Source organism: Paenibacillus sp. FSL H8-0315, from assembly GCF_038005365.1.
GTDB classification, from domain to species: Bacteria; Bacillota; Bacilli; order Paenibacillales; family Paenibacillaceae; genus Paenibacillus_AQ; species Paenibacillus_AQ odorifer.
In genome coordinates, this window is the sequence record NZ_JBBOTA010000001.1 from 3172570 (window position 1) to 3199421 (window position 26852).

The window sequence follows — 26852 nt, forward strand, 5'->3', positions numbered from 1 at the left end:
TTCATCCATCCTTTCGTTATCTTAATAGTCATTAGCAGTTGGAGTCATGGTCAGAGACAGGTCTAAATTACCGTTCCGGGTACGAATCGCATCCAAAAATTCCTTCTGGTTTATAGCCTCACCCAGCGTTACAGCGTAGACCAGTTCATATAAACTGCCAAGCTCAGTCGTTCTAATCTTTTTAAGCTCATACCCAACGTTATATTTATTGAATACTTCAGCGAAGGCTTCCTCATATCCCAGACTCTCCGGGATGGTTACCTTTAATGTTTTTTGCGACGTTGTTCTTACACCAAAGTTAGTCCGGTTAAGGATAAACATAAGGGCGCATAGGATAAGGGTGAAAAAAACTGCATATCCAAAGGAACCCACTCCACAGGCAAGTCCAGAAGCCATGGTGAACAGAACAAATGTGATATCCTTCGGATCGCCCGGCGCACTTCTAAACCGAATGATGGAGAACGCCCCGGCAAGACTGAAAGCTCTGGCAACATTACTTCCGATAAGCAAAATGATGATGGCCACAATTACGGGCAGCAGTACCATTGTTAGTGTGAAGCTTTGCGAATAGCCGCTTGCATTGGTCTTCATATAGGTGTAGCTAATGATCCCGCCAAGAGCAATAGCTATAAAAATAGTTAGCAGTGCGTTGGTAAACGTTAACTCTGTACTAGTTGCTACGGTAAATAATGAATCAAGCATAGAGGGCACTCTCCCGTTCTGTTTTACTGTTCTTCAGCATTTTTTTATATTCGTTGCCGTACTTGGAGAAGCTTGTACGGTACATTTGATGCTCTGAGAGCATTTTGGCCAGCCAGACCGGAATCGTGTTCTCAGCCTTTACTTCCATAAGCCACTGCCCCGGCTCCAGCAAGGGTTCGCCATGAACACCGTGCTCCATCTTCAGATCGTACCGGCGGCTGCGAATATTTGTATCGAATGTAATTCTTAGATCGCGATTGTTTTTACAGAACAACGCTTTTCGGTCATAAGACAGATACACCTTGGGCTGCAAATCATAGCGTGTCAGAAAATATTTGATCTCTTCAATCACCTGTTTATTCATGTAATCCTTGAATTCCGGTTCCATGCCGGTGGCGACAAAATCATAAGCCTCGTTTAATTTGAGCGACGTTCTTCTTTTATTAACAAGACCAAATACCTTCTTCTTGATTTCCAGATACACCTTCGTATCTTGATTTGGAACACCGTAAGCTCTTAAACGAAGCTTCTCTTTGTACTTGGGCTTCGCAAGACTGTTACGAATCAGGGTGTTGTGCTCCGTGTCATAATATAAGTTGGTTATGGAGTAAAACTCATGTTGCTTGTTGAAATCGTCTAGTTCCATGTATTCAAGCAATTGGTTATAAAATTTATAGTAGGCTTCGTTGTCCAACAAATATTTGTTCTCATAACGGTTGAATACCTCAATCGCCATATGTGATCAATCCTTTCTGTTTATCGTTGTCTCGTGTGCTTATGAATGTATCTTAGATCCCAAACCTTTAATGAATCTTAAATGGTTTTACAAATTATTGATTATCTTTTACATTCCCTTAACACAGGTGTAAATCGTAACTGCGGTGAATGTTGTTCTTCCGGCCGCTGTTGTCTGCAGATTTCTTGATTTCAAACTGCTGTTCGCAGTCACTTCTATCTCAACCTTCATTAAGGTTCAATAAAGGTAATCCTGATATAATGACCTCAATAACAAATACTGGTTCTATGTAGGGGATGGCAAAACCATGAGAATATTAATAGTAGAAGACGAGCTTCATCTCGCTGAAGCCTTAACTCAAATATTAAAAAAACATAATTATTCGGTGGATGCAGTCCATGACGGCAGGTCGGGTCTGGATTACGCACTGAGTGGAATCTATGATTTGCTGCTGCTCGACATCATGCTGCCTGAGATGGATGGGGTCAGCGTCCTCAAGACGCTGCGGAAAAAGGGGATACCCACTCCCGTTATCCTGCTTACCGCAAAGGGTGAAATTACAGATATGGTCACTGGGCTGGACTATGGGGCTGACGATTATATCGCCAAACCTTTTTCCTCGGAGATCTTATTGGCAAGAATAAGGGCTGTACTAAGACGTAAAGGCGAGGTGATACCAGATGATGCTTTAAAGTTCGGGGATATTGAACTGAATACATCCAATCTGAAACTTACCGTGGGTGGCAAAGAGATCAAGCTCAATCTAAAGGAATGCGAGCTATTGGAGCTTCTGATCTTGAGGAAACAAGCTGTAACCTCCAAAGAACAAATTATTGAGAAGCTGTGGGGCTTTGATTCAGATGCTGAGCACAATAATGTAGAGGTGTATATTTCTTTTTTGAGAAAAAAACTGACCTTCTTAAATTCGACCGTACGCATTAGTACGATCAGAAACGTAGGGTATGTATTAGAGGTGACGACCTAATGTTCACAAAGCTCAGAAATCGGTTTCTTATTGTTAACTTAGTCACCATCTCGGTGATCATGCTTGTGGCCTTCATCTCCATATATGTAATTACGTACCGGGATGTCCAAAACGATATTCAGATGGATCTTCACAGAATCATGGAAAACTACAAGTCTCCCGGTGGTGACACAGGACGATTAGGCAATACCAAAGGGGGAGCCACGTTACCACGTGTGGATAATAAACGTACGGATAACGGAACACCTCCTCCAGAACGCTCAATCTCATTTATGCTGAAAATAGATACAGCGTCCAACCTTACGGGGAAAGATTCCAAATTTACTATGGACGATGAATTTTATAATACGGCTCTGCAAGAAGCACTAAGCGCCGGTAAAGATACCGGAAGGTTCACCTTGGATAGCAGCAAATGGATCTTCAACATCCAGCATACGAATGATGGGGCGATGCTTGTATTTCTGGACATCACTGCAGAGCAAAAAATCCTCACCAATCTAATCTATACCTTCTCTGTAGTTGGCTCAGTGATGCTGATTATCTTGTACTTCGCTAGCCGCTTTTTTGCTAATCGTTCAATTGCGCCGGTAAAGGAGGCTTTTGAGAAACAGAAACAATTTATTGCGGATGCTTCCCATGAGTTAAAGACGCCGTTGACTATTATTAACACCAATGCGGATGTTCTCCTGTCCAACAGTGATGACACCATTCACAATCAGTCCAAGTGGCTGCACTATATCAAGTCGGAAACAGAAAGAATGACCAGCCTGACCAATGATCTGCTGTACCTGACCGAGATGGACGATTCCAGATCGAGAATGATTTATTCGAAATTCAATCTGAGCGACGTGGTTGAAAATATCATTTTAACGATGGAAGCTGTAATCTTTGAGAAGCATATCTCCCTTGAATATGACATCGAGCCTGATCTGACAGTGCTAGGCAATAGTGAACAGATCAAACAAGTGATTATGATCCTCTTGGACAATGCTGTAAAATATTCGAACCCTAAAGGTTCAGTCACCTTATCCCTTAAAAAACAACATAATGACATGGTGTTAGCGGTCACCAATACGGGGGAGGGCATTGCGCCGGAGCACTTAGCGAGCATCTTTGACCGATTCTACCGTACAAATGCTTCCCGGGCGCGTAAACAAGGGGGATATGGCCTAGGGCTGGCGATTGCCAAATCGATTATTGAACAGCATAAGGGAAAAATTTATGCCAAAAGTTTTGTCGGCGAGTCCACCACGTTTTACGTACATCTTTCATAACTACAAGTAAAAAAGACTCAAACCCTGTTATCTCTAAGGTTTGAGTCTTTTTATTTACTTTACACTTCGCCCCAATAAATTTCGGTCTTATAATCAAAAAACACTTGCCCACCCTGGTTATTTCGTTCAAAAATATTCCGCAGCTCGGCCATCATATTCTCATAGCTTGGATCTCCGGGGACCGGAGTGTAGGAAGACGATCGAAGCCGACCGCTTAAGCCCTCCAAATCAAATACCTGCTGATTGCTAAAATGCGCTACTTGCATCTGTCCTTTCTTGAAAAAGGAACTAAGAATCTCAGGGGTAATGTTCTTATGATTAACTTGAGTGTAGTTCGTCCCGAAGGTCTGCAGCAGCTGCTCATATTCCTCCAGAAATGGGGTACCGTAAGTAAGCCGGGAATTCCATATCAGAATAACTTTTCCACCCGGTTTTAGAATCCGCTTGAATTCCAATTGCGTTGCGTCCCTATCAAACCAGTGAAACGCTTGGGCGCATACGATAAAGTCCATGGACTGGTCGGATAATTGTGTATGTTCAGCAGACCCCGGCGATACAGAGAAATGGTTATCCTTTGCGAAATTCTCTTCCGCAGCTCCACGCATTTCCGGATTGGGTTCAACGGCAGTCACACGACTCCCGCGCTCCAGAAGTAATGCTGAGAAGATTCCTGTTCCTGCACCAATATCAGCAATATCACAATTGGGTTGGAGCCCAATAGTATTGTACAAATAATCAATGGCTTCTCCAGGATAGCTCGGCCGATATTTTACATACGAATCCACCCGATTAGAAAATATTTCTTTGCTATTCATCCTTCGTCTCCTCCTAGGCGCTCAGGTTCATATTCACTTAATTTACCTTGGTAAACCAAACGCAGCCGATCACTTTGGCGAAAATCATCCGGAGTAACGAGTGCGGGCAGCTTATTCCATAACTTAATGCCCGACCGCTCTAGAATTTCCGCTACAAATTGCGAACAAAAATAAGAGTTGCTGAATTCGACAGGCTCCTTCAGGGCAATGCCAATTACGCCGAGAATATTATAGAGATACTTTTGACGGCTTCGGATAAAGACTTGCAAGACCCGCTCCATTTTCTCCACTTCGCGGGCTGTAACTTGAAGTTCATATAGGACACATGTTGTATTAGGGTATTTGCTGAACGTACCTGTCTTAATATCCTCCTTCACAAACCCTCCATTCAGGGGGTTGCTCGGATGCTTTCTGCCAAAGCTATACAGCTCGGAAAGCTCCCGATTAAAGGAGATCGAAGCATGATTATAGGGTGCTTTTGTATAGCCTTGAATGAGCTTCGTAAAAAGCGTCCCGGTATTCGTCAGTAATATAAAGACCGATGGATCTGCTGCCATTTACAATTTTCCCCTTATCAAGTTTGAGCGTTTCCTTCATAATAACATATGAACCCATTAATGGAATCTACTCTAGGACAAGTTGGTGATCAATTATCGACCGCTCTTTATTAACTATAATTCTTATCTTTGCGGCCTTATCGGCCATTCACTTGATGTATGTAGTTATAGGGAAGCTACAGCCAAATAAGGATTATACGGGCATTGGCTTTCGTATCAAGACGTGGTGGGGAATGCTTTTTATCTTTTGCCTAGCTACCCTATTTAATCCCGTCGTCTCTCTGCTGTCTCTCATGGTGCTCTGCTTCTTTGCACTGAAAGAGTATTTCTCTATGATGAAATCACGAAAATCCGACCGCAGGCTATTTCTGTGGGCGTACTTATCCATTCCGTTGCAGTTCTACTGGATTTATATCGAGTGGTACGGAATGTTTATTGTCTTCATCCCGGTATATGTATTCTTGCTCCTACCGCTGCCCAGAATGATTAATAAAGGCACGGTTGGTTTTATGCGTAGTGTCAGCTCCACCCAATGGGGGCTTATGCTGATGGTATTCGGACTTAGTCACTTGGCCTACTTTCAATTTGCTACACCGGAGTATGGAGCGGGGCTTGTGCTTTTTCTAGTAGTGCTAACGCAGCTCAATGATGTGGTCCACTATCTGGCATCACTCTATGTAGGAAAGCGGAAAATAGTTCCCACCGCCAATCCGTATTTGACTTGGGAGGGTTTCGCTTTTGCATTTGTCATCACGACAGGAGTTTCCTATCTAATCTATCCCTACCTGACGCCGCTCAACCCAATCTTCGGGTTATTGTCAGGCATGTTGATCAGCTTGAGCGGCTTCTTTGGCAGTTTAACGGTTTCCGTGTTAAAGCGGGATCTGCTAATCGGCGATGGCGATAAATTCGTGGCATTGAAGCAAAGCCATTTAAGCCGGATCGATAGCTTAACCTACACTTCACCGGTCTTTTTTCATGTCATTCGTTATTTTTTCGACTTCATGTAGATCATCTGATGGGAAGCTTGAATCAGCCCCTCCATGAATGATTATGCAGTATCTTCACCATTTGTTCTTGCTGGCTGGCGAACTGCTTATATCGATGTCCGTTGGCGCCCGAGGGGTGGGGAAATCCCCATAAGCAGCGTTGTTTATCAAGCTCACCTGCGGACACAAGGAGTTGAAGTATACTTTCCACTGTTTTTCCTAAGGGAATAATTAAGGCCCGGCTCAGTATGTTCAGCTCCTCACGCAAGGAAGATAATGCCTGCGCCCTGAGGAATGAATTTGAAAGTAGCTTGGGCTGGGCCCCACTATAATTTTTCTTATCCACGAACACGGGAAAATGTAATAAAGAGCTGGTGTGCAGGATCGTCTGCTGCTGCTGAAATAGTTCTTCACAAGAGGTTAGGTTCAAGTGTTGATGCAGTTTAAGTGTATCTAACATATGAATTAACGTGTTCCGCATGGAGCCTGCGAATCTCGCCGCTTCCTTCGCTGTCCTACATACCTCTTCATCTGACAAACCAGCCTCCAGACCTATGATCGCTTCTTGTATCGCTATGCCCATTTGTGTGAACCCGGGCGTTAACCCTATAATGATCACCTTAGCAGAAGGATTAATGTACTCATTATGGGGGGCATAATACATTTCCACCTTGCCATTACGCTCCATTAGAAGCTTATCCACCTGCAGATCCTGTTTAGTTAGCACTGTACCCTTCGGGAGTGAGAGGATCGCCGATTTATACTGTTGCAGATAGGTAGAGAGGAGCATATCATCTGCCTCACAGGTCTCTATTTGTTATCGAACCACTCACCAGTCGGCCTTCGTACCAGACGGCTTGGCGCTGCGCTCTTCGGGCTACTGCTTCAGCCGAACAGCTGGCATGCAGCAGCACAAAGCTAGCAGTGTCGCCAACCTTTGGCCATACCTGCTCGCCTTTTGGATCAAGGGGTGTTAATCCTCCTGTTATAAATCTGAGAGATTGAGATAATGCCAATTCATCATTGCAGCCGTACAACTCCGCGTAACGCCCTGCCTTCTCCAGTTGATCTCCATTTCCAAAAGGGGACCAGTGATCGGTAAGGCTATCTGTTGCCAGCTTCACTTTTACCCCTTGGCTGTGCAGCATCGGAAGTGGCATCATCATTCTTCCAATAGGCACTGTGGATGCAATAGTCATACCCAGTGATGCCATCCGTTTAGCTACCTCTTCTGCCTCTTGCTGCTGAGCTCCTGCGAACCAGAACGCATGACTGACCGTGACCTTTCCTTGCAAGCCAGCTTCTTCCGTCAGATCAGCTAACCGCGTCAGTGTTTTCTTTCCCGCTTCTTTTCCATCATGTAAATGAATATCAATGCCGGCATTACTCATCACTGCTAATTCCACCATCGTCTGAAGTGACTTCTCGATATCTCCATCCACCGTATAAGGATCTACTCCGCCTACAAAGGTTGCTCCCTCTGCCAGAGATTGTTTTACCAGCTGTACAGAATCCGAGCGCAGCAGGCCATGTTGCGGAAACGCCACAATTTCAGATGAAATTTTACCCGCGAATGCATTTAATGCTTGTACAGTCGCTTCTAATCGTTGCAAGCCGCTGACAGGCTCAATATTGCAATGGCTGCGCACATGTGTGGCACCAAACCCCTGAATAAGCGTCAGGATGCTCTCTGCTTGTTGTCTCGCCATGGGCAGCAGCTTAGGCAATAATACCTTCTCTTCCTCAATCCGTTCGAAAACACTGGACGCAGGCTTTACCGCTCTCCAAGGTCCATCGAAATATGTTTTATCTAAATGGATATGTGCTTCTTCGAAAGAAGGCAGCATCAACAACTCTTTACAGTCATATTTCGGGAGCTGGCTCTGAAGCTCGATGTCTGCTCCAACAACTTCTGAAATCTTATCCCCGTCAATGCGGAGATGACAAACCTTCGTATTCGTACCCGCTACTTGCCCATCCTCAATAACATAACCTTGTTCTAATCTTATATTGGTTAACCAGTAAGAAGCATTCAACATGCTACCCCATCCTTTTCTCAACAATTTATATAGGTACGGACCGCTTTACTCTAAATGTTACCATAGCCCTTGCCATATAAAAAATGATTGAGAAATTTCAATAGCTACAGATCAATCTGACCCCGATGTTTGACTCTGGATCTAGCTTCTCTACTATAACTAACTTCCTTGTTCAGCAGTTCATCTATCCGCAGACACTTCAGACCCTTTTTATCCATTTCTTTTAAGACTTCTTCTAATCCAGTGATCATATTCAAGGGCGCTTCTTCATCTGCCCACGGTGTATCTCCGCTGTCGTGTAGAACAATGATTGAGCCTGGTTTTATTTTTTTTATTAAGGCATCCTTTAATTGCTCTGCACTCAGTGACGCTTTCCAATCTCCGACCATAACAGACCACAATACGATTCGATAAGATTCTCTCAGCAAAAAGAAATCCCCTAGATTAAGAAGCCCCCAAGGTGGGCGGTAAAAGATAGGCCGCTCTCCTGTAATTCGCTCAACAATGTCTGCGGTGCGATCTACTTGCTTCCGTCTATTGGTCCAGGGGAACTGGATCCAGTTGGGTGTATGAGTATAATTATGAATGCCGATTTGGTGCCCTTCTCTGTGCATACGCTCGATCAGTTCCGGATATTGCTGCGCCTTTTTGCCCAATACGAAGAAGGTCGCTTTTATGCCATGCTCTTTTAATAGATCTAGAAGTTCAGGTGTATAACAAGGATCCGGACCGTCATCGAACGTAAACGCAATTTCTTTCTCTGCACCTACCTCCGAGTGAACCCCCCATCCCAATATTCGGGTAAGCGCAAAAGGAACGATCATATAAAGAACAATCACATCCACTGCTAAAATTATGAAGGCCCACATTAGGAAGCCGCCTCTGTCTTACGCGGGGCAAACCGCGCTTTCAAGGACTGCTTGCTAAGCACAAGCATCATGGGAGATAACTTCTCTGTGCTGTCCTCTACACGATGTTTCCCTTCCGGATGTAGCATGCGAAGTAAAAAACGAAGGTATATCCCGAACCAGTGCCGCTGCCATTTGGACTTGATGGGGCGCTGCTCAAAACCTATTCCATGAATAATCCCCCGGTGAAGCAGTGTAATCCCGGTTAGCGCGTTTACTTTGCTTAGTTCCGGATTGCTGTCTAGATCACGACTGATCTCCTTCATAGCCTCGCGAAGCATGCGTGCCGTACGAATTCCGGCCCGATCTGCGCCAAGCGTACGTGTCAGCTGCACAATCTGGCGATTGTCCAAATGAAGCTCACCCACCCAATCTCCCGGAAGTATCCGTTGCCCATCTTGGCAGACCAAACTTTCTCCGTGATATTTCAACACTACCAACTTACATATCCCATATCTACGCACGGACTGACTACGAAATTTGGTGATGACAGCAAATATGTTCTCCCACATCATCCAAAGGGATTGTGAGAATAATTTTATAAATGGAACTGAGGTTACCATCATTTTTCCTTCTTCCTGTTTAAGTTTATCTTCTAGCAAAATCCTTCACTAAACGCCGCGTATACCTGCCGATCATCTTTACCAGACTGTTTCCGAGATAAGCACCTATCCATAGAGACACTGCACCTAACAACATGAAGAAAAGTGAGATGTTGAATGTTTTATTTTCAATCCCAAATAGCGATATAGAGGACACATCTAATAAATACAGGACAGGTGACAACAAGAGAATAATAGGGGTCAAGTAAAAAAGAGTGGCACAAATGAGACTGACCATGCCGATTCCAAACTGCAACATCAACCCTAAAATCGCTCTCCAGTTATGTTCATCCAGAAACTCTGCCTTAACCCTTTCCCACAAGCTGCCTTCTTCTTGAGATCGGGTTGGGAGCGTGCGAACCGAGATATCCGTATAGACTTTAGTTCGAATTCGCTCATGCTGTAAAAAAGTCTCGGTAGAACGCAAAACATAATAAAGGATCGGGATCCCCACTAAGGTGAAGGACATCGAAACTCCAAAGGTAATGCCCACCAAATAAAAACAAAAGTAAAATAGCCCTGTGGCAAAAGTAATTAATAAGAAACAAAAATTTCTCACATGTTTCCGGATTATTTGATTCATGTTTTTCTCTCCCTCTCTGCAATAAAAATTGTTCATTTCTAAGTAACTCCTATGCTAGTGCTTTTGGTGTAAAATCGACCAGTGCCATAATGTCATATGACAAAAAAAACACCCTACTGCCTACTCCCACAAGGGAAAGCAAACAATAAGGTGCTCATCAACTTCAAATACTTCGGTCAGGATTAATCCGAAATGCCAAAAGCCTTCTCGACTGCCTCCTCACGGTTTCGTACCCCGAGCTTGGCATAGATGGTGGACGCGTAATTCCTCACCGTTCCATCGGACAGATATAGTTTAGCGGCAATAGATTTATAACGCATTCCCTTCGAGAGGCATTCTAGAATCTCCAGCTCACGCGGAGTCAGTCCATATTCATTACTCTTCTCTGTCGGTGGCGCCTCTGAAGCTGGATGCATCTCATAGTGATCAATTAATACATTCGTAATATCGGGTGTAATCATCTTTACGCCCCGATGTACGAGACGTATTCCTTCGAACAGCTCCTGCGGCTCGGTAGACTTTAACAAGTAGCCATCTGCCCCGTTTTGCAGTGCTTCGACTGCCATATCTGCTTCTTGAAAAGTAGTCAGGATCAACACTCGTACCCCTGGCCACTTTTGCTTAATAAGCTTGGTCGCTTCCGCACCGTCCATGCCCGGCATATTTAAGTCCATCAGCACCACGTGAGGTTGTTCCTGCTCGCAGAAGCTTATCGCTTGTTCACCATTCTCAGCTAACCCATTGATCACAAAATCCGGCTCCTGCTCTAGAATAATTCGCAGACTATCCCGGATATAGGGTTGGTCATCTACCAGCAATAAACGAATCGTTTCCTCCTGTATCTCTTCAAGCCTTGGTAAACTGCAGGTCACTAAGGTCCCTTCCCCTGGCTTAGAGTAGAAATACACTTGTCCTTGCAAGTTGGAGGCACGCTCCTTCATCGCATTCACACCAAATCCTGCTTTTAAATCTTCAGTGCCTAATCCATTATCCTGCACATCCAGCCGAATCAGCTTCTCTTCATAATGTAAGCTGATGACAATTTCACTGGCCTGACCATGACGTACAGCGTTGGTTATCGACTCCTGCAAACATCTGTATAATGTCATTTGGGCCTGCTTAGATACTGTATACGGCTCTCCGAATGTTCTTAAGCGAATCTTAACCTTGGAGAAGGTCTGGAAATCATCCACTAATTTCTGCAGGGACTGCATTAGCGTCAATGAATCCTCCGAAGCGCCCACATGGTGCAAATATCGCCGAACATCATCCAAGCCATTGCGGGTTAACTTTAACAAGGCATCTATTTTGTGCTCCCCTTCAGAAGTATTCACCTCCGAACGTAAAGTCTCTAGCCCCATAATAATTGAAGTATAAGAATGCCCCACCGTATCATGCAGATCTTTGGATAAACGATCTCGTTCTTCCAGAAGTGTCATACGTTCAACTTGCGAGATGTACTGCTCTAAAACAGCATTTTGCTCCTTAATAATTCTGCCCTGCTTGTGATTCACCACCAGTAAATGAAAAGCGAACCCAAGCGTATACACCAAACCCATGTTAACAATCATCGATACAGCATCCATTTGTTGTGACAATCTAGATAACATAATTGGAATCAAAATGACCGTGATCGGAGCTGTCCAACGATAGGACTTCTGTGCACTATTGCTGGCGATCATAAAAGCGATAGGCAGAAAAGTTACGTACGATTCAGGAAACAAAGCAGCCAAATATAAACAAAGCCCACCCGAAAAAAGGATCTCCGCTATCAGATAATACTTGTAATGCAGCTGCAAACAAAACCAAGGCACAGAAAAAGAGACCACGCCCCAAACAAACGCGATCCAGAAAGGAATCGTAAAATCCTCCGAAAGATAACACATGGTGACCAAAAAGGAAGTAGAAAAACAAATCCGAAACAGGAGGACGAGCCAATCGTACCAGAACCACTGTTTGACCAGATTAAACAAGGCATTTCCCCCTATATACTCTGCTGACTTAATCTTTATTATAGTGTAACCCCTTAAGGGCTCACTAGTTACAAAAAGTCATGAGTTGAGATGACATTTTTACTAATGGTGTAATTAGTGAATAGGTAGCCTTGTATACTTAGCATTAACGTAAAAAGGATGCCAACCCATTTAGGGAGGCATCCTTGATCAATCATATTCTTTAATACCAAGACTTAAAACTTAATTCTTGAAAATCCTTTGTCTGTCTTTACATATCCCACGCTATTCCCCACATAATTGAAATTATCCTTCAGCCTGAAAGTATAATCTACTGCGAGCGTTTTAGGATTTAAAATATATGTTGCAGAACCAGGAAAGCTAAGCTCAATATTACCATCCTGTAATTGATATAACGAAACAAAAAATTCCGTCTCATCTTGTAGGGCTACTGTCTTAACCAATCCTTTTACATTATATAAGGACAGCTTACCATTGGCATAAATCCCATATACCTCTCCCAGGGATGATATGACAGCATTACCTGCGACATCTCTACCCCACAGCAATTTACCTTTAGAGTCAAAACCAAATAGTCGGTTCCCTGTTTTGGGAAGATTAGCCCGAATTAGTACGGTCCCATCGGTGAGCACCTCGTTGTAATCGACTTCTGTATACGAATCCGCAGGCAACTGGTATGTAAATACTGAATTTAGCGAAGAATCAAGAGCCTGGATTCGCGAGCCTTTCCCACTTCCGTAATTTGTTTGAATGAGGATACGATTCCCTTTCCCTGCTACCGTCCCTTTGTAAGTTACGTTTTTTATTTTAGTTCCATTTTTATTAATTAAGGTTAGGGACCCAGAATAATTACCGGAACCATCAAACTCTCCTCGAGATGCAAAGACTAAATTGCCGTTATCAAGTCTATACAAGTATCCCTCTGCTTGAGATAAATTCACCTTCCATTTCCGTTTCCCGTCAGCTCCCACCGCGTAGATTTGAGTTGCGTCAGGAGAAAGATTATCTGTAAAAGTTATGTATACCGTTCCATCTGGTGACACTAAATATTCTTTGGATTCACGAAACATCGATGTACCAGGGTCTGCAAAATTAACCGACCACTTCAGCTTTCCAGTCTGTGTGTCATATGATTTCAGCGTATCCACTAACCATATCTTAGTTTGAGTAGCATGCTCTTCTTTGGTGTGTAGATACACTGTGTTTAATTTAGTAACCTCCATAGGATTGCCTTCCACACTCTCCAGCTCTCCCACAACATTCAGCTGACTCCATTGGGCATTCGGTAATTTGGTTACTGCTGCTGCAGCTTCTACAGTGCCAGAGGTCACCGTACTTGTAGTCATCAACAAGAGAGCAACCAACCCTGTAAATATTCCTTTTTTCAAAAATATCAACCTTTCTTTCCATATATAGTATGCATTCTGTTACTTTACTACCTTTTCTAAGGGACAACAAGATTATATTAAGCAGCTTTTTAAATCAAAACACAGACTGTATGATAGTACATATTATTTGTCCATAAAATTGTAGTAAACCAATTGAACCAATAGGACAGCCAATTCTATAAAGTATGAACACTATCGGAGGAATAATAAACTATGTTAGCCGCACTACTTCATGGCATTGCACTGGCCTTTGGATTAATTCTTCCACTTGGCGCACAAAATGTCTTTGTATTTAACCAAGGGGCCTCGCAGCCACATTTTAAAAAAGCCATTCCCGTTATTGTTACAGCCGCTTTATGCGATACCCTGCTTATTCTATTAGCCGTATTAGGTGTTTCAGTCCTTGTGTTTGCCATCCCCGTTCTGCAGACCGCTTTATTTGCTGTAGGACTTTTATTTCTTTTGTATATGGGATGGTCTATCTGGAAAAGTACACCTACATCGTCAGCGCAAGACGCAACGCCTCTATCCTCCAAAAAACAAATCCTGTTCGCGCTGTCCGTTTCTTTATTAAATCCTCATGCGATCTTGGATACTATCGGCGTTATTGGCACTAGCTCGCTTAGTTACACAGGCGTAGACAAAGTTGTATTTGCTGGCGCGACTATCCTAGTGTCATGGATTTGGTTCTTTGGGCTGGCTGTAGCCGGAAAAACCGTAGGACAAATCGACTCAAGTGGCAAAATCATGCGGATTATTAATAAGATCTCCGCGATCATTATTTGGATCGTTGCTGCTTATATTGCCTTCAAGCTTTTTTAAGTGGAGGAAAAAGAATGCTGTACACCAATTTGCCGTATAATTATGTCCAATTTACACCATAATGTACTAGAATTTTGACTTACGGCGCAGAATGAGGTACATTACAATTTGGACGAACAATTAACAAACCAAAATACTATAATGTTCGCATTTAGAGGTGTAAATTATGAAAGAAGTATTCGATTATGAAGATATTCAATTAATTCCTGCAAAATGTATCGTAAACAGCCGTTCGGAGTGTGATACATCAGTCACCCTCGGTGGGCATAAATTTAGATTGCCGGTGGTACCTGCCAACATGCAAACCATCATTGATGAGAAGATCGCTATCTCCTTGGCGCAAAATGGCTATTTCTACATTATGCATCGTTTTGAACCGGAGAAACGTACGTCTTTCATCAAAGACATGCACTCCCGTGAATTAATCGCATCCATCAGCGTCGGAGTTAAAGAAGAAGAGTATGATTTCGTCGAACAATTATCCAAAGAACAGCTGGTTCCGGAATTCATTACAATTGATATTGCACACGGCCATTCCGAAGCAGTTATTCGGATGATCAAACATATTAAACAATACCTGCCTGCTAGTTTTGTTATTGCAGGAAATGTAGGAACACCTGAAGGCGTTAGAGAATTAGAAAACGCTGGAGCTGATGCTACTAAAGTTGGGATTGGACCAGGGAAAGTATGTATCACTAAGATCAAAACTGGATTCGGTACAGGCGGCTGGCAGTTAGCTGCACTACGCTTGTGTGCCAAGGCTGCAAGCAAGCCAATTATTGCCGATGGTGGCATTCGCACACACGGTGATATTGCTAAATCCGTACGATTTGGCGCTTCTATGGTCATGATTGGTTCACTATTTGCCGGTCATGAAGAATCTCCGGGTGAAACCATTGAAATCGCTGGGAAGCTCTATAAAGAATACTTTGGCTCCGCTTCAGAATACCAAAAAGGTGAAAAGAAGAACGTCGAAGGTAAAAAAATTGCGGTTGAGCATAAAGGGGCTTTAGCAGAAACCCTAAGAGAAATGGAGCAGGATCTTCAATCCTCCATCTCTTATGCAGGAGGCAATAAGTTAGAGGCTATCCGTAATGTGGATTACGTTATCGTTAAGAACTCCATTTTTAATGGAGATAAAGTCTATTAATTGAACAAACAGGTGAGCAGGATGACTTAGGTCATTCTTGCTCATCTTTTTTTATGAGAACGAGTTCTGCCGGTCTACTTTGGGGTAATGGTAAGAATAAACTCCTACTAGATCACAATAGAGAGGATTATCCTTATGCGGCAAGCTATGATTATTATTAACCCCTCCTCCGGCAAAGAAGAAGCCAGCCAATATGTCAGATATGCAACAAGAGTTCTAAGTGATAAAGACTACTCCGTTACGATCAAGGAGACGGCAAAAGAACTAGACGCCACTCGTTATTCCATCGCTGCTTGTGAGGAAGGTTATGATCTGGTGATCTCCATCGGCGGGGATGGCACGCTTCACGAGACCATTAATGGTCTTATCGATCAGGAACACCACCCAAAGTTAGGTGTGGTTCCTTTAGGAACGGCTAATGATTTCGCCCGTGCATTACAAATTCCACTGAATCCCGAAATAGCCATTCAAACCCTTGCCTCCTCAAATTTAAAAACAGTAGATATCGGTCGCTTAAATGACCGCCTATTCGGCAACGTGGTTGCTGTAGGTTCAATTGCCGGAGCATTATCCTCTGTATCCTCCGAAGATAAAACCAAACTCGGCTCATTGGCATACTTAAAAGAAGGTCTTAAACAACTTACAAGCCCTACAGCCCACCCCCTTGTCATTCACCATGATGGACAAATGTGGCAAGGAGACTCCTTACTCTTTCTCGCCGTATTAACCAACTCAGTCGGCGGGTTCGAGAATCTAATACCGGATGCTGCGGTTGACGACGGTCTGCTTCATTGTTTTATTATTTTGGACCTCAGTATATTCAATACCATTACAGCCAGTATATCTTTACTGCTGGGTACCCTTAAGGATCATAAAGACGTTGTCTATTTCACAGCCCACAATGTAAGTGTAAGCTCTCCAGAAACCGTAAGAACCAATGTAGATGGCGAAGAAGGTCCAACTTTGCCTATTACGCTAAGTGTTCTCCCTCGTCATATCCAAGTCATTGTGCCAGAAGTGGACTAACAAACAAAAAGCAGTCCGGAACTCAAAAAGTTCCAGACTGCCCTTAATTTATGGACGCCCCGATCCATATCTTACTAATCAAATGACTAAGAAGTTATTTCTATTCCACTACAATAAATTTTTTGCCTAATAACCACATTCCGCCGCTAATCCCTAAGAAATAAATAGGCATCGTCAGTAATGAACCATTATGGAGAGCGCTCATTCCCCACGTCGCCAAGCTAACAAGCAAATAATAGCCCAAGCTGAATATCGCACCTGCTGTTCCTACAACATCCTGAAATTGAACAAGAGCAAGACTTAGACAATTAGGTAAAGCAATCCCTGCACCCATTAATAGGACAAACAGCGTTATTAGAATACATACGATCACTATCATATCCGGCAGCGAGTCAAGACTGCTTGCGATTGTTAATAGCAAGGCTCCGCTCGCCATTACAAGGCAGCCGATATGGATTATTTTTTCTGGGGCATAGAGGGTTAATAATCTTTTGGAGATCATTGCGCCTACAATCGACGCCAAAGCCACAATAATGCCGAGAAAACCATAGACTCCTGGCGAAATCTGAAAGTGTTCAATAAATATAAAAGGAGCTTCAGCATAATAGCTGAACAAGATTCCGTTAATGCCTCCAATTAGTAATCCAAACACCAATACACGTGGCAATGCGAGCATTTTTTTGACTATAGGCAGAATAGCCACCTTTTTTCTCATGGAAACATCAGTGGTTTCTGGCAGCTTCCAAAAAGCATACATAAATAACAACACACTCATCATTACTAATGTAAAGAAAACCGCTCGAAAACCAAAAGCTTGATCCACCCATCCGCCAATTAACGGACCTACTGCGGGAGTAAAAGCAATGACCGCCGAGATTTGGGCAAACATAACATGCCGTTTATTCCCGGAGACACTCTCACGAAGAATGGTTTGGGTAATAATCGAACCTGTTGCTGCTCCAAACGCTTGTATAAACCGGCTGACTAACAGCAAATGAATGGATTCTGAGTAAAAACACATCAAGCTTCCCATACCGTATACAAGAAGTCCAGCCAGCATGGAAGATCTCCGCCCGATGAAGTCAGACAACCAACCCCAGCTAAAAACTCCTAAAGCAAATCCAATAAAATATATACTTAACGTTAACTGTACATAACTATTGGTGGCCCCAAGTGCTACTGCGATATCTGGTAACGATGGGGTGTAAATCGTCTCACTAATTTGCGGAAAAGCCACAAGAACAATCATTAAAAGTAACGATGGTGCTGCATATTTTTTCATCTTATTTTCGCCCTCCTACAAGCTTATATCCTCGAACAACTACAAGAATATGAGCCTAGCTAGGGAAATGGGGGCATCATTATAGCAAGACGACTATAGATCATCATGTTAGAAAATCACCTTTCATTGTTATGCTTTCATTGTTATATAGGAGGGCTTACCCGAAAGATATCGGGCAAAGATTTGAGTTTCAATTATTCAACCAAAACATCATTATACACGGTAATAGAAAAGCTCTCAAACGAATCGCTTCGCCTGAGAGCTTATTTAGGTTAGGAATTTTGTTCTGATAATCCATGTATAGTTACGCCAACAGCGCTGGATTTCTTTTTGTCCTGAGAAGCATGTAGCTTTACCATCACAAATCTTGCAAACGGCTGTATCAATATACTTTCAGCGAACAGTGCAATCAGGAAATTTCTTGGCCAATTGGCTAGGAAGTGATTAAACGTTTGAGAACTCAACCCGTTTCCGATAATGTCTCCAATAAACGTCATACAAAATGACATTCCTAGTACGGTGAATAGGATACGGAATAGGATTTTGGCGTTGAAGCTATCTGTAGGTTGTGTGAATGTAGCTGTCAGCTTTTCGGCAATACGGCCAATAACAACAGGCTCAATAATCATGACAATTACCCAAATGATCGGAAACACCTTAAGAATCGTTAAGGCAACCTCACCATTAAATTCTCCAACCCCTAAAATGATATTTATTGAGGACATAAACAGTACCGTCAGTGTACAAATGATTGCACCATATAATGCCCCCTCCTTGCCGTTTCTTGGTAATCTTGCTTCTTGATTCATGATGTACTTCCTTTCAAAATTGTCGGTAATAGTTTGGCGATAGTTTTTAAGGGAGTTGTGGATTTTTGCGTTAGGCACAACATCATCGCGCCTTCGATCGAAGCCGTCATCCACAATGCCATCTCGGAGGCTGATTCCTGCGAATAACCTTCAGTTACAAGCTTATCGCAGTAAATTCGTTCCATGTTCTCATAGAGCAAGCTACATGCCTGGCGAACAGGTTCACTCACCGTAGCCATTTCACTGACAATACTGCTAAAGGTATATCCGGTAATCGTGCCCTCGGTTTCTAAGTTGTGAATCAACTTGTCGATCATGGATTGTATAGCTTCTAACGTCGATGGATGCTTTTTAAAAATATCCTCAATATCTATCGTAATTGCTTCATTTAAGCCCTTTAAACAAGCAATTAATAGTTCTTCTTTTCCATTTGGAAAATGATGATAAAGCGCTCCTTTGGTCACATTACAGGCTTTTAAAATTTCATTCACGCCTACATTTTTATATCCTTTTTGCTGAAAAAGAAGTGTCGCCGTCTCAATCATTAGCGATTTTGTATCCACAATAACGTACTCCCCCTAACATACCAACCGGTCTGTTTGTTATTATAACAATATAAAAATGAATAATGTAAGTCTTTTTTTGCTTTTTTTCAAAAAATATTTCATTATTTTCATTTATAACTGAAAACAGGATATGATCTAGTAAGTCTAGAAGTTAATGTGGAGTTCAAAACATAATTGTCGTTATGAATACAAAAGAATAGGGTGTATATATGAAAAAAAACGCCTTAGTAATTATGCTGATAAGCTTGATTACTTTAATCTTTATCGCAGCTTGTAATGGTAATCAGAAAAAAGATGACTTTTTGACGCCATACCTTACTCAAGAAAATAAATCTTTTTCAATCCTAATTTTATCGGAGAACGATCGTTTTTTTGAGCAAACTAAAGAGCTTGAGGATATTTACAAGGAAAATATGACTTGTATCAGCAAAGCAGGTGTTATCAAAAAAGATTCGAAAGAGGGCGACCGCTTAAAAGAGGATTTGAAGATCAACACTTATCCTTCATATATCCTATTGGACAATAAAAAAGTGCTGCTTATAAGCGAAAATATTGAGCAGTTTAAAACAGAGTCAAAACAAATCATAGAAGAAATTCTCAACAAATAATGCATAGATATTTAAGTGCCTACAGCAAAAAGGGCTCAGTTTCCTGAGCCCGCAAATACTTACCCTACTATGTTTTTATATCTGAAGAATTGTCCCAACATTCCACGTTCTCCAAACCCTCTATGCTATCTTTATAAAAGACAGGGTCCTTCCCTGCGCGCTTCTGGCGCTTATAATCCTGCAGGGCGGCAAAGGCCACTTTAGATAACAAAAGGATAGCGATCAAATTCACGATGACCATGAAGCCCATAAATAAATCAGCCAAGTCCCATACCAATTGAACCTTAGCTACGGAGCCAAAAATAATCATCGCCAAGACGCTGTATCTATAGAATAGTAATACTTTTTTATTGGAGTTCAAGAATTCTATATTGGTCTCACCATAATAATAATTTCCGATTAACGTACTGAAAGCAAACAACAAAATCATGATCGCTAGAGATCCAGAAGCCCACGAACCAATATGTTCGCTTAATGCCGCTTGTGTCAGCTTAATTCCATCCAGCCCTGGCTGTTTATACGCATCGGATAACAAGATAATAAAAGCAGTACTCGAACAAATAAGTAACGTGTCTGTAAGTACACCCAGCGCTTGCATCAGCCCTTGTTTCACCGGATGACTAGTTGTTGCAGTTGCCGCAGCATTCGGAGCACTACCCATTCCCGCTTCATTGGAGAATAGTCCCCGTTTCACCCCTTGCAGAATAACTGCCCCAAAAGATCCCCCCGCGATTTGTTCAAATCCGAAAGCACTTTTCACAATAAGCGCCAGAATCGCCGGTATTTCCGTAATATTAATTAACATAATAATAACAGCAGCCCCAATATAGATCCCTGCCATAACCACTACAATATACTCGGACATTCTAGCAATACGTTTAACCCCACCAAAGATAACAGCCGCAAAAGCAGCAGCGACTACAAGTCCAAGAATCACCCGATTAGTGCCAAATGAATTCTCAAAGGCCACTGTAATCGTATTGGATTGAACTGCATTAAATACAAGACCAAAAGATAACGTGATCAGAACCGCAAATACCGCGCCCATCCAACGTTTTTTCAGGCCTTGCTCCATATAATAGGCGGGACCCCCACGAAATCCAGTCTTGTCCTTCACTTTATACACCTGTGCCAGAGTACTTTCAATAAATCCGGACGCTGATCCAATAATAGCTATGACCCACATCCAAAAAACAGCCCCTGGTCCACCTATTGCGATAGCAATTGCGATCCCTGTAATATTCCCTGTCCCAACCCTTGCTGCCATACTGATACAGAAAGCCTGAAATGACGAAATGGAATCTTTTGACCTTTCATTGGACTCTTTAAGAACCCTAAACATTTCTTTAAACATGCCAAACTGAACAAACTTCGATCGAATGGTGAAATAAATTCCACAAACAATAAGCAGAACCACCAAAATTTTCGACCAAAGAAAGTCATTTGTTGCACTAATCATACTGTCTAACATTTGTTGCATGTAAATCCGCCTCTCCATTGTGTCGATACCCAGTTGCTGAACCTTAAGTTACATAGTATTTTCAAATATAACAGCCCTTATTTCAAAAGCCAACAAAAAAAATTAGCCAGCAACACCATACCTTACACCGGTGTGAGAGCTATTTCCCCATCTTCATCTGAGCTCATAAGCTCCTTTAGATTAATCTAGGTATTATAAAAAAATGAAAAAGCATCCGGTGGAAGAAATGTATGACAACAATGTATGCGCGTATTTATATCGTGGAGAACATTTGGTTTGATTTGATTTCAAGACGAACGAGGAACGAAGCTATAACATCAGCAGCACAACTAGTGCCCTTATTAGCCGCAAAAGATATTGAAGAAATGGCTGTCCTCTATCATGAGCTAGCCAGCAAAAATAAAATCGTTCTGGCTAGTCAAAAAGATAAGGATCCCACCGTTGTTTTGGACCATCCAACTATGGGATCGCTTGAGACATCCATTCCCCGGGTTATCTCGAATAATCATAGGCAGATATTTTCGAGGTATTAATTAGCCACAGCTTTAAAATATTGGTAAACCTGATTTAACTTCTTATCATGTTTCCCTTTCGGACTCTCCATATTCCCAAACTCGAAAAACTTCACTTTCTTGATGCCACAAAATTGAAATAATGCTTTTCTCATCAGCACTTTATGGGAATTATTCAGCCAATATAAAGGATAAAGGGTCGGCCCCTTCATGCTGGAAATGCAAACCACAGACTTTCCTTTCAGCAGCCCTTCGGGGATGAGGCCACCCTTTTCTCTGTAAGCGAAATTAGAAGCAAACATTTGGTCAATATAACCGAGCAACATCGCGGGAGGACGTCCCCACCAGATTGGATACACAAACACAATTTTATCGGCCTGACGAATCTGCTCCCGATACTTCTCGAGCTTGGGATCGATATGCATGTCTCTTCTACGTTTATTCTCATTAAAGACCAGCACAGGATCAAATTGCTCTTCGTAAAGATCAAGGACCTCTATCTTCGTGATCTTTTGATTCTCATTACTTCCCTGAATGACTTTATTGAAAAAAGCATAACTTAAACTTTTATGATTCGGATGTGTATAGATGACTAAAACGTTCATTGCTCCACCTCTTTAATTATCATTTGATAACAAAATGGTATCACAACCCTCATTTAGTTGTCAAATGATAATTGTATTATGATAATTATTTTGTTAAGGTTTACAATAAGAGGTGATCCTTATGGACAAACAAGCGTTTTTTCAGAAAATTGTTACCTTTACGACAGCAGTCCATGAAGTAACATTTGACTTTACCAAAGATGTAAGACCGGAAGGCATTACGCCCGTTCAATATAGTATTCTGGAATATATTGCGGTTAGCCAGCCTGTTACCCTCAGCCAAATCAGCGATTGTAAAAATATCTCTATGCCGAATACCAGCCGTGAGCTCAAGAAATTAACAGAAAAAAACCTGTGTGAGAAGCTTGATGTCGCCGAGGACCGGCGTAAGCAAATGATCCGGTTGTCTGATGCTGGACAAGCGATGATGAACGAGGCTTTTGAGCAGATCGGTGAACGTTTTCTGAACCGGATTAAAGAGGTTCCCCCAGAGGAATTAGCCGAGATTAACCATGCCCTCGATATCCTGCAATCTAAGGTGTTTAACACCCAGCAATGATCCGAGAAAAAGACAGCAGAGCAGCAGCGGTTCCCCATTAATGGGAGCACCGCTGCTCTGTGTTTTGGGTCGATGATTAGCTGACTCAAGACCGATTATTGGCTAGTTAAAGCCTAACGAAATCGAATCAGCCTCACTTCAGCTAAATCGCCAAATCGCACTCGTCCACTGAGGCTTTCGGACCCAGATGACGTTATTGGCATGTTTTTAGCCTTTTGTGCGTAGTTTCGGACTCCAGCGACGCTATTCCTATGAATCGAGTTCATATTGGGTGTTTTTTATGCCAATAGCTGCTATGCGGTCCGTTGGCATTCCAAATATGCGAAAAAGCTACATTTAAGGTCAGCTGAGTCCGAAAGACGCTTCCCTAATAATCCCCTAATAGAAATAGGCACTCCTCTTAAGGAATGCCTTGATTGGATTATAAGTATTCTTAGCCAGCGAAATAGACTATTTCACCAGTCCGCTGATAAAGGTCTCAAAATTGTCAGCCAAACGTGTGATTTTGTATTTGTTATCCCGATCTACATGAATAACCTCAGGTTCGCCATCATTCCCGAATTCACGGTAATCCAGCATCACCACTTCATTCTCAGAAGGACAATCACAAATCACCACACCAACTTCAGGATAACGTCCATTTTCAATCACAGTCCGGCTGCCTGAAGCCCCACACAGCGACTTATTCTTATCTCGTCCAATTCCGAGGATACCAGAAATCGTAATAAATTCTCCTGTTCCCGGAATCGGATAACGATTGTTATGAGGAATTCCCCCATTATGTAACTTCATCATATCCACATAGGAAGCAGGCAGCTTGAAGACCAGCTCTTCTTGTACAGAAGTAATCAATGCATCTGAAGGCGGGTCAGAAATATATTCTGAGAACGCATACTCGCTGTCATCCCAGAAATTAGTGGTATCCAACGCTATTACAGGCTTCTTAGCAGGTTTGTTTACAGGCTTTTTCGCAGCTTTTTTAGCCAATTTACGTTTGATCCAGCCCAGAAACTCCAATGTGTCTTCATCATCAGGTTCCAGCTGATCGGCAATCGTAAACGCTTTTAAAGCTTCGTCATATCTTTTCAGATAATAATAAGAAACCCCGATACGGTAATGCCAGAGCGGGTCACCTTCACCCTCTTCTTCAATGCTCAAATACTGCTCTAAAGCCTCTTCATATTGCCCGAGATTATTAAGCGCCCTGCCCAAATGACTAGTTAGAACATAATCTCTTTCCTCTTCAGGAATTTCCGTGATTGCATCCACGATTTCTTGAAATTCATCTTCCTCATGCCATTCATCCAATTTTGCCAATAACTCATCACTCATCATTAATACCTCCTATTAACGATCACTCAAAATACCTATTAGAAATTATACCATTTCTAACCTATGCCCAGCCAATAACGCATGTCCTAGCCCTATCAATCAAAAAGCAACTTCCCTTTTTGCTGTGAAAAACAGACCGCAGCGTTTATCTGCGGTCTGTTTTTCGTATACAGAAAACCATTTTAATTATGGTAACTATAATTGCTGCTTTCTATCCTGCCTTTACGACTGCATCCCGTTTTCGATCCTCTGCAGGAACTCTTCAACGGCACTATAGCCAAGCTGTTTAAGGTACCAATTGTTCGCAGCCGCCTCGATCAGGCCAGCCACGTCGCGGCCAGGCTGAAGCTGAATTTCAATATGCGGAATTTGCACGCCAAGATATTCTGTGAACTGGGGTTCGATTTCGAGCTCATTATTCAAGGAATTCTCCCGCCATGGTGACAACTCGATGTCGAGTACAATTCGTGTCTCTTCCTGAAAAGCTCTACGCCCGTACTGCCGTACAACATTGATCAGACCAATACTACGCAGCGCTAGGAATTCACGGGTCGTTTCATTATGCGTGCCGAGAAGCGTCGCCGGTCCCAGCTTCTTAAGCACAACTACATCATCGGCCACAAACCGATGGCCTCTTCTAATGAGCGTGTGAGCGGTTTCGCTTTTTCCGATCCCGGACTTGCCTCTCAATAGGACACCTATGCCAGACACGTTCACACACACTCCATGAATTGAAAGTTCTGGCGCCAGCGCCTTCACCAGATAAGTATCAATCTTTGCGATGAACTCTGACGTCGTCTCTTCCGTCCGAAGTAGTGGTATACCTTCTTGGTCGCAGAATAAAGTCAAATAGGGAATCTCCTGCTGACCCGTCGTCACAATAAAGCATGGGGGATGGTACTTAACGATATTGCCAATATGTAACTTGCGTTGCTCAACGCTTAGCTTTAGCAGATAATTGATTTCTTTACGACCCAACACTTGTACTCGCTTCATGGGGAAAAAGTCGAAGTAACCCACGAACTCCAGGCCAGGTCTATGTGTCTTAGAGCGAGTGATCTCGCGGTCCATGCAGCTAGCACCCGCAAGCACTTCCAGCTTAAACGTTTCCGTAAGGCTTTGAACGGTAATCGATTTCAATGTTGTTCTCCTCCTGTGGCTACGTATTTTGAATACGTAATACGGTTACCGGGATATATTCAACGACGAATAGAATGATTCCTGCAAAAGAAATAGACAGATCATGAGATATTAACAACTATGTTCCTTCAAGAAAATTAATGAGGTATATCTCCGGTTGCGTGAGAAAATCTGCAAAACTACATAAATCCGCGTACGTCTGATGTTCCACGTCGTAACAGCCTATCAGGCCTTTTTTCTTCGGATTCCACATAAGCAGCAGATCAGAGTAATTATCTATGTCGGCTGACAGACGGAGCAGCTTTTGCCGGCCGATTTTTATTTCAATGGTATCAGTTAATGTGAAAAAGTCGATATATCTAATTTCATATTCATTTTGTGTTAGCTCAAGACGCAGTTTTGTTCCAGTAAGAAAGCTAACCAATTCATCAGACAATTTATATTTTCTCAGCTCAAACTTCTTATTCTCGATATCATGAAATTCAGCCGGCTCTAGCGATTTCAAAAAGTCAGCCAAAGCTGTATTCTTATTGCTTACTGCAATGGTGTAAGGACGATCACCATCTTTTTCCGCCAAGGTAACGTCTGCGCCACGTTCAATCAAATATTGTACCATCGCTTGATTACCCATTCTTGTGGCAACTGTTAACGGAGTGGCTTGATAAGGATAGACCATATCGGAATTGTTGTAATTAATGTCCACCCCATGATCCAGTAAATAAGCAACGGTCTTAAGGTCGTGATCTGACACCGCTTTGCGTAATACAGCCCCACCATGCTGCTTAATATCTAATCCTAGCTCATGTATGAGCGGGATATTGTTTTTGTTGCCATAGTAGGCCTGCGAATATGCACCTGACTTGACCTGATTAAGCTTGTCCAGTTTGGCCCCTTGTGCTGCAATATAGCGGACGATATCTTCTTTGCAATAGCGGACCGCGAACAAAAAAGCCGGATTATTCTTCACATTCAGATTTACACCGTGCTGTACCAGCAGCTTTATGACATCCATTCTCTCTGATATAAGCGCCAAAGCTAACGGGGTTAACGTAGTATATTGGCTAAGGACGATTCCCTCTTCAATATCCCAGCCTGCTCTAATGGCAGCCTCTAATTCCGGAATATTTCCATTGTAAATATGCATGGCCATTTGCGGCAGTTCCTCGAACTTCCCTATATCCTTCAGACGGATCATCCATTATCCACTCCTACTTCAAGTATTATGAAGAGTATAGAGAACCGTATAGTAAAAAACAATCCAAACTAAGGATGTTGTTCTAACAAATAGTCCTCATAATGTTCAGATCCGCAAGATTATTGCTGCTATTTCAAAAAAATAAAAAGAAGCTCCGTAAATTCACGAAGCTCCTGTTTACAATTTATGATGGTAAGTAAAGTTGAAGCAGCCTG

28 protein-coding genes are annotated in these 26852 nt (G+C 42.5%); 9 read left to right on the forward strand and 19 right to left on the reverse strand.

Going from position 1 to position 26852, the window contains the following annotated elements; all coding sequences use genetic code 11:
• Positions 1-21: 21 nt before the first annotated feature.
• Both MHB56_RS13765 and MHB56_RS13770 read right to left on the reverse strand, forming a co-directional pair.
• Positions 22-702: a DUF4956 domain-containing protein gene (locus tag MHB56_RS13765; protein WP_341143673.1), complete on the reverse strand. Its 681-nt coding sequence runs from the start codon at positions 700-702 to the stop codon at positions 22-24.
• Positions 695-1438, reverse strand: coding sequence for a polyphosphate polymerase domain-containing protein (locus tag MHB56_RS13770; protein ID WP_076105108.1), 744 nt, complete (start codon positions 1436-1438; stop codon positions 695-697). The genes MHB56_RS13765 and MHB56_RS13770 overlap by 8 nt, the downstream gene beginning before the upstream one ends.
• Before the next feature lie 307 nt (positions 1439-1745).
• Here MHB56_RS13770 and MHB56_RS13775 point away from each other — a divergent pair, with 307 nt between their 5' ends.
• Positions 1746-2423 (forward strand): response regulator transcription factor, encoded by a 678-nt coding sequence (locus MHB56_RS13775; RefSeq protein WP_076099753.1) that lies wholly within the window; start codon positions 1746-1748, stop codon positions 2421-2423.
• Complete coding sequence (locus MHB56_RS13780; protein WP_076124170.1) at positions 2423-3697, forward strand: sensor histidine kinase; 1275 nt, start codon at positions 2423-2425, stop codon at positions 3695-3697. Before MHB56_RS13775 ends, MHB56_RS13780 begins: the two co-directional genes overlap by 1 nt.
• 59 nt (positions 3698-3756) lie before the next feature.
• Here the strand turns inward: MHB56_RS13780 and MHB56_RS13785 are convergent, their stop codons facing one another.
• Positions 3757-4512 carry a class I SAM-dependent methyltransferase gene (locus MHB56_RS13785; RefSeq protein WP_340397568.1) on the reverse strand — a complete coding sequence of 252 codons (756 nt, stop codon included), beginning with the start codon at positions 4510-4512 and terminating at the stop codon, positions 3757-3759.
• Positions 4509-5069, reverse strand: a complete 561-nt coding sequence (locus MHB56_RS13790; protein WP_036682293.1) for a hypothetical protein — start codon at positions 5067-5069, stop codon at positions 4509-4511. The genes MHB56_RS13785 and MHB56_RS13790 overlap by 4 nt, the downstream gene beginning before the upstream one ends.
• Positions 5070-5164: 95 nt before the next feature.
• Here MHB56_RS13790 and MHB56_RS13795 point away from each other — a divergent pair, with 95 nt between their 5' ends.
• Positions 5165-6079: a phosphatidate cytidylyltransferase gene (locus tag MHB56_RS13795; RefSeq protein WP_076132799.1), complete on the forward strand. Its 915-nt coding sequence runs from the start codon at positions 5165-5167 to the stop codon at positions 6077-6079.
• Positions 6080-6101: 22 nt separating this feature from the next.
• Here MHB56_RS13795 and MHB56_RS13800 read toward each other — a convergent pair whose 3' ends face one another.
• From MHB56_RS13800 to MHB56_RS13830, 7 genes are all read right to left on the reverse strand, one after another.
• Positions 6102-6848, reverse strand: a complete 747-nt coding sequence (locus tag MHB56_RS13800) for a uracil-DNA glycosylase family protein (protein WP_341143674.1) — start codon at positions 6846-6848, stop codon at positions 6102-6104.
• Between the two features lie 10 nt (positions 6849-6858).
• Complete coding sequence (locus MHB56_RS13805; RefSeq protein ID WP_076191571.1) at positions 6859-8097, reverse strand: amidohydrolase; 1239 nt, start codon at positions 8095-8097, stop codon at positions 6859-6861.
• Between the two features lie 104 nt (positions 8098-8201).
• Positions 8202-8966: a polysaccharide deacetylase family protein gene (locus tag MHB56_RS13810; protein ID WP_076124183.1), complete on the reverse strand. Its 765-nt coding sequence runs from the start codon at positions 8964-8966 to the stop codon at positions 8202-8204.
• The gene (locus tag MHB56_RS13815) at positions 8966-9571 is read right to left on the reverse strand and encodes a YkoP family protein (RefSeq protein WP_254847726.1); all 606 of its coding nucleotides are present in this window, start codon (positions 9569-9571) and stop codon (positions 8966-8968) included. Before MHB56_RS13815 ends, MHB56_RS13810 begins: the two co-directional genes overlap by 1 nt.
• A gap of 22 nt (positions 9572-9593) precedes the next feature.
• The gene (locus MHB56_RS13820) at positions 9594-10190 is read right to left on the reverse strand and encodes a sensor domain-containing protein (RefSeq protein WP_076124185.1); all 597 of its coding nucleotides are present in this window, start codon (positions 10188-10190) and stop codon (positions 9594-9596) included.
• Positions 10191-10372: 182 nt separating this feature from the next.
• Positions 10373-12163: a helix-turn-helix transcriptional regulator gene (locus MHB56_RS13825; protein WP_248548906.1), complete on the reverse strand. Its 1791-nt coding sequence runs from the start codon at positions 12161-12163 to the stop codon at positions 10373-10375.
• A gap of 215 nt (positions 12164-12378) precedes the next feature.
• Positions 12379-13551 carry a hypothetical protein gene (locus MHB56_RS13830; RefSeq protein WP_143763831.1) on the reverse strand — a complete coding sequence of 391 codons (1173 nt, stop codon included), beginning with the start codon at positions 13549-13551 and terminating at the stop codon, positions 12379-12381.
• 213 nt (positions 13552-13764) lie between these two features.
• Here MHB56_RS13830 and MHB56_RS13835 point away from each other — a divergent pair, with 213 nt between their 5' ends.
• The 3 genes from MHB56_RS13835 to MHB56_RS13845 all read left to right on the forward strand — a co-directional run bounded on the left by MHB56_RS13835 (position 13765) and on the right by MHB56_RS13845 (position 16549).
• Positions 13765-14373, forward strand: a complete 609-nt coding sequence (locus tag MHB56_RS13835; RefSeq protein ID WP_076124191.1) for a LysE/ArgO family amino acid transporter — start codon at positions 13765-13767, stop codon at positions 14371-14373.
• A gap of 166 nt (positions 14374-14539) precedes the next feature.
• The gene (gene guaC / locus MHB56_RS13840) at positions 14540-15523 is read left to right on the forward strand and encodes a GMP reductase (RefSeq protein ID WP_036682307.1); all 984 of its coding nucleotides are present in this window, start codon (positions 14540-14542) and stop codon (positions 15521-15523) included.
• Between the two features lie 135 nt (positions 15524-15658).
• A complete protein-coding gene (locus MHB56_RS13845) occupies positions 15659-16549 on the forward strand; it encodes a diacylglycerol/lipid kinase family protein (RefSeq protein WP_340011628.1) in 891 nt (296 codons plus the stop codon).
• 100 nt (positions 16550-16649) lie between these two features.
• Here MHB56_RS13845 and MHB56_RS13850 read toward each other — a convergent pair whose 3' ends face one another.
• The 3 genes from MHB56_RS13850 to MHB56_RS13860 form a co-directional block, all read right to left on the reverse strand.
• Entirely contained in the window at positions 16650-17831 is a 1182-nt protein-coding gene (locus tag MHB56_RS13850) for a multidrug effflux MFS transporter (protein WP_341143675.1), read from the reverse strand.
• Positions 17832-18103: 272 nt separating this feature from the next.
• On the reverse strand, positions 18104-18640 hold the full coding sequence (locus MHB56_RS13855; RefSeq protein WP_036682312.1) for a DUF2798 domain-containing protein: 537 nt from the start codon (positions 18638-18640) through the stop codon (positions 18104-18106).
• Positions 18637-19203: a TetR/AcrR family transcriptional regulator gene (locus MHB56_RS13860; protein ID WP_076301519.1), complete on the reverse strand. Its 567-nt coding sequence runs from the start codon at positions 19201-19203 to the stop codon at positions 18637-18639. The genes MHB56_RS13855 and MHB56_RS13860 overlap by 4 nt, the downstream gene beginning before the upstream one ends.
• 212 nt (positions 19204-19415) lie before the next feature.
• Here MHB56_RS13860 and MHB56_RS13865 point away from each other — a divergent pair, with 212 nt between their 5' ends.
• Entirely contained in the window at positions 19416-19814 is a 399-nt protein-coding gene (locus MHB56_RS13865) for a hypothetical protein (protein ID WP_076124201.1), read from the forward strand.
• Between the two features lie 67 nt (positions 19815-19881).
• Here MHB56_RS13865 and MHB56_RS13870 read toward each other — a convergent pair whose 3' ends face one another.
• Positions 19882-21294 (reverse strand): alanine/glycine:cation symporter family protein, encoded by a 1413-nt coding sequence (locus tag MHB56_RS13870; protein WP_036682317.1) that lies wholly within the window; start codon positions 21292-21294, stop codon positions 19882-19884.
• Between the two features lie 230 nt (positions 21295-21524).
• Between MHB56_RS13870 and MHB56_RS13875 the strand changes: the two genes are divergently transcribed.
• Complete coding sequence (locus MHB56_RS13875; RefSeq protein WP_341143676.1) at positions 21525-21827, forward strand: hypothetical protein; 303 nt, start codon at positions 21525-21527, stop codon at positions 21825-21827.
• Here MHB56_RS13875 and MHB56_RS13880 read toward each other — a convergent pair.
• A complete protein-coding gene (locus tag MHB56_RS13880; RefSeq protein WP_076124205.1) occupies positions 21824-22411 on the reverse strand; it encodes an NAD(P)H-dependent oxidoreductase in 588 nt (195 codons plus the stop codon). The two genes, MHB56_RS13875 and MHB56_RS13880, sit on opposite strands and share 4 nt — an antisense overlap.
• A 121-nt stretch (positions 22412-22532) precedes the next feature.
• On the opposite strand from MHB56_RS13880, the gene MHB56_RS13885 reads away from it, so the two are divergent.
• On the forward strand, positions 22533-22970 hold the full coding sequence (locus tag MHB56_RS13885; RefSeq protein WP_341143677.1) for a MarR family winged helix-turn-helix transcriptional regulator: 438 nt from the start codon (positions 22533-22535) through the stop codon (positions 22968-22970).
• A gap of 450 nt (positions 22971-23420) precedes the next feature.
• On the opposite strand, the gene MHB56_RS13890 is transcribed toward MHB56_RS13885, so the two are convergent.
• The 3 genes from MHB56_RS13890 to MHB56_RS13900 all read right to left on the reverse strand — a co-directional run bounded on the left by MHB56_RS13890 (position 23421) and on the right by MHB56_RS13900 (position 26637).
• On the reverse strand, positions 23421-24302 hold the full coding sequence (locus tag MHB56_RS13890) for an SMI1/KNR4 family protein (protein ID WP_076301522.1): 882 nt from the start codon (positions 24300-24302) through the stop codon (positions 23421-23423).
• Positions 24303-24524: 222 nt separating this feature from the next.
• Complete coding sequence (gene hprK, locus MHB56_RS13895; protein ID WP_076124211.1) at positions 24525-25442, reverse strand: HPr(Ser) kinase/phosphatase; 918 nt, start codon at positions 25440-25442, stop codon at positions 24525-24527.
• 118 nt (positions 25443-25560) lie between these two features.
• Positions 25561-26637, reverse strand: a complete 1077-nt coding sequence (locus tag MHB56_RS13900) for an ankyrin repeat domain-containing protein (protein ID WP_076301523.1) — start codon at positions 26635-26637, stop codon at positions 25561-25563.
• Between the last annotated feature and the right edge of the window lie 215 nt (positions 26638-26852).

Bases quoted from the DNA above. Each gene is read 5' to 3' on its own strand.
- MHB56_RS13765 (WP_341143673.1), bottom strand. From the start codon at position 702: ATGCTTGATTCATTATTTACCGTAGCAACTAGTACAGAGTTAACGTTT.
- MHB56_RS13770 (WP_076105108.1), bottom strand. From the start codon at position 1,438: ATGGCGATTGAGGTATTCAACCGTTATGAGAACAAATATTTGTTGGAC.
- MHB56_RS13775 (WP_076099753.1), top strand. From the start codon at position 1,746: ATGAGAATATTAATAGTAGAAGACGAGCTTCATCTCGCTGAAGCCTTA.
- MHB56_RS13780 (WP_076124170.1), top strand. From the start codon at position 2,423: ATGTTCACAAAGCTCAGAAATCGGTTTCTTATTGTTAACTTAGTCACC.
- MHB56_RS13785 (WP_340397568.1), bottom strand. From the start codon at position 4,512: ATGAATAGCAAAGAAATATTTTCTAATCGGGTGGATTCGTATGTAAAA.
- MHB56_RS13790 (WP_036682293.1), bottom strand. From the start codon at position 5,069: ATGGCAGCAGATCCATCGGTCTTTATATTACTGACGAATACCGGGACG.
- MHB56_RS13800 (WP_341143674.1), bottom strand. From the start codon at position 6,848: ATGCTCCTCTCTACCTATCTGCAACAGTATAAATCGGCGATCCTCTCA.
- MHB56_RS13805 (WP_076191571.1), bottom strand. From the start codon at position 8,097: ATGTTGAATGCTTCTTACTGGTTAACCAATATAAGATTAGAACAAGGT.
- MHB56_RS13810 (WP_076124183.1), bottom strand. From the start codon at position 8,966: ATGTGGGCCTTCATAATTTTAGCAGTGGATGTGATTGTTCTTTATATG.
- MHB56_RS13815 (WP_254847726.1), bottom strand. From the start codon at position 9,571: ATGATGGTAACCTCAGTTCCATTTATAAAATTATTCTCACAATCCCTT.
- MHB56_RS13820 (WP_076124185.1), bottom strand. From the start codon at position 10,190: ATGAATCAAATAATCCGGAAACATGTGAGAAATTTTTGTTTCTTATTA.
- MHB56_RS13835 (WP_076124191.1), top strand. From the start codon at position 13,765: ATGTTAGCCGCACTACTTCATGGCATTGCACTGGCCTTTGGATTAATT.
- guaC (WP_036682307.1), top strand. From the start codon at position 14,540: ATGAAAGAAGTATTCGATTATGAAGATATTCAATTAATTCCTGCAAAA.
- MHB56_RS13845 (WP_340011628.1), top strand. From the start codon at position 15,659: ATGCGGCAAGCTATGATTATTATTAACCCCTCCTCCGGCAAAGAAGAA.
- MHB56_RS13850 (WP_341143675.1), bottom strand. From the start codon at position 17,831: ATGAAAAAATATGCAGCACCATCGTTACTTTTAATGATTGTTCTTGTG.
- MHB56_RS13855 (WP_036682312.1), bottom strand. From the start codon at position 18,640: ATGAATCAAGAAGCAAGATTACCAAGAAACGGCAAGGAGGGGGCATTA.
- MHB56_RS13865 (WP_076124201.1), top strand. From the start codon at position 19,416: ATGAAAAAAAACGCCTTAGTAATTATGCTGATAAGCTTGATTACTTTA.
- MHB56_RS13870 (WP_036682317.1), bottom strand. From the start codon at position 21,294: ATGCAACAAATGTTAGACAGTATGATTAGTGCAACAAATGACTTTCTT.
- MHB56_RS13875 (WP_341143676.1), top strand. From the start codon at position 21,525: ATGACAACAATGTATGCGCGTATTTATATCGTGGAGAACATTTGGTTT.
- MHB56_RS13880 (WP_076124205.1), bottom strand. From the start codon at position 22,411: ATGAACGTTTTAGTCATCTATACACATCCGAATCATAAAAGTTTAAGT.
- MHB56_RS13885 (WP_341143677.1), top strand. From the start codon at position 22,533: ATGGACAAACAAGCGTTTTTTCAGAAAATTGTTACCTTTACGACAGCA.
- MHB56_RS13890 (WP_076301522.1), bottom strand. From the start codon at position 24,302: ATGAGTGATGAGTTATTGGCAAAATTGGATGAATGGCATGAGGAAGAT.
- MHB56_RS13900 (WP_076301523.1), bottom strand. From the start codon at position 26,637: ATGATCCGTCTGAAGGATATAGGGAAGTTCGAGGAACTGCCGCAAATG.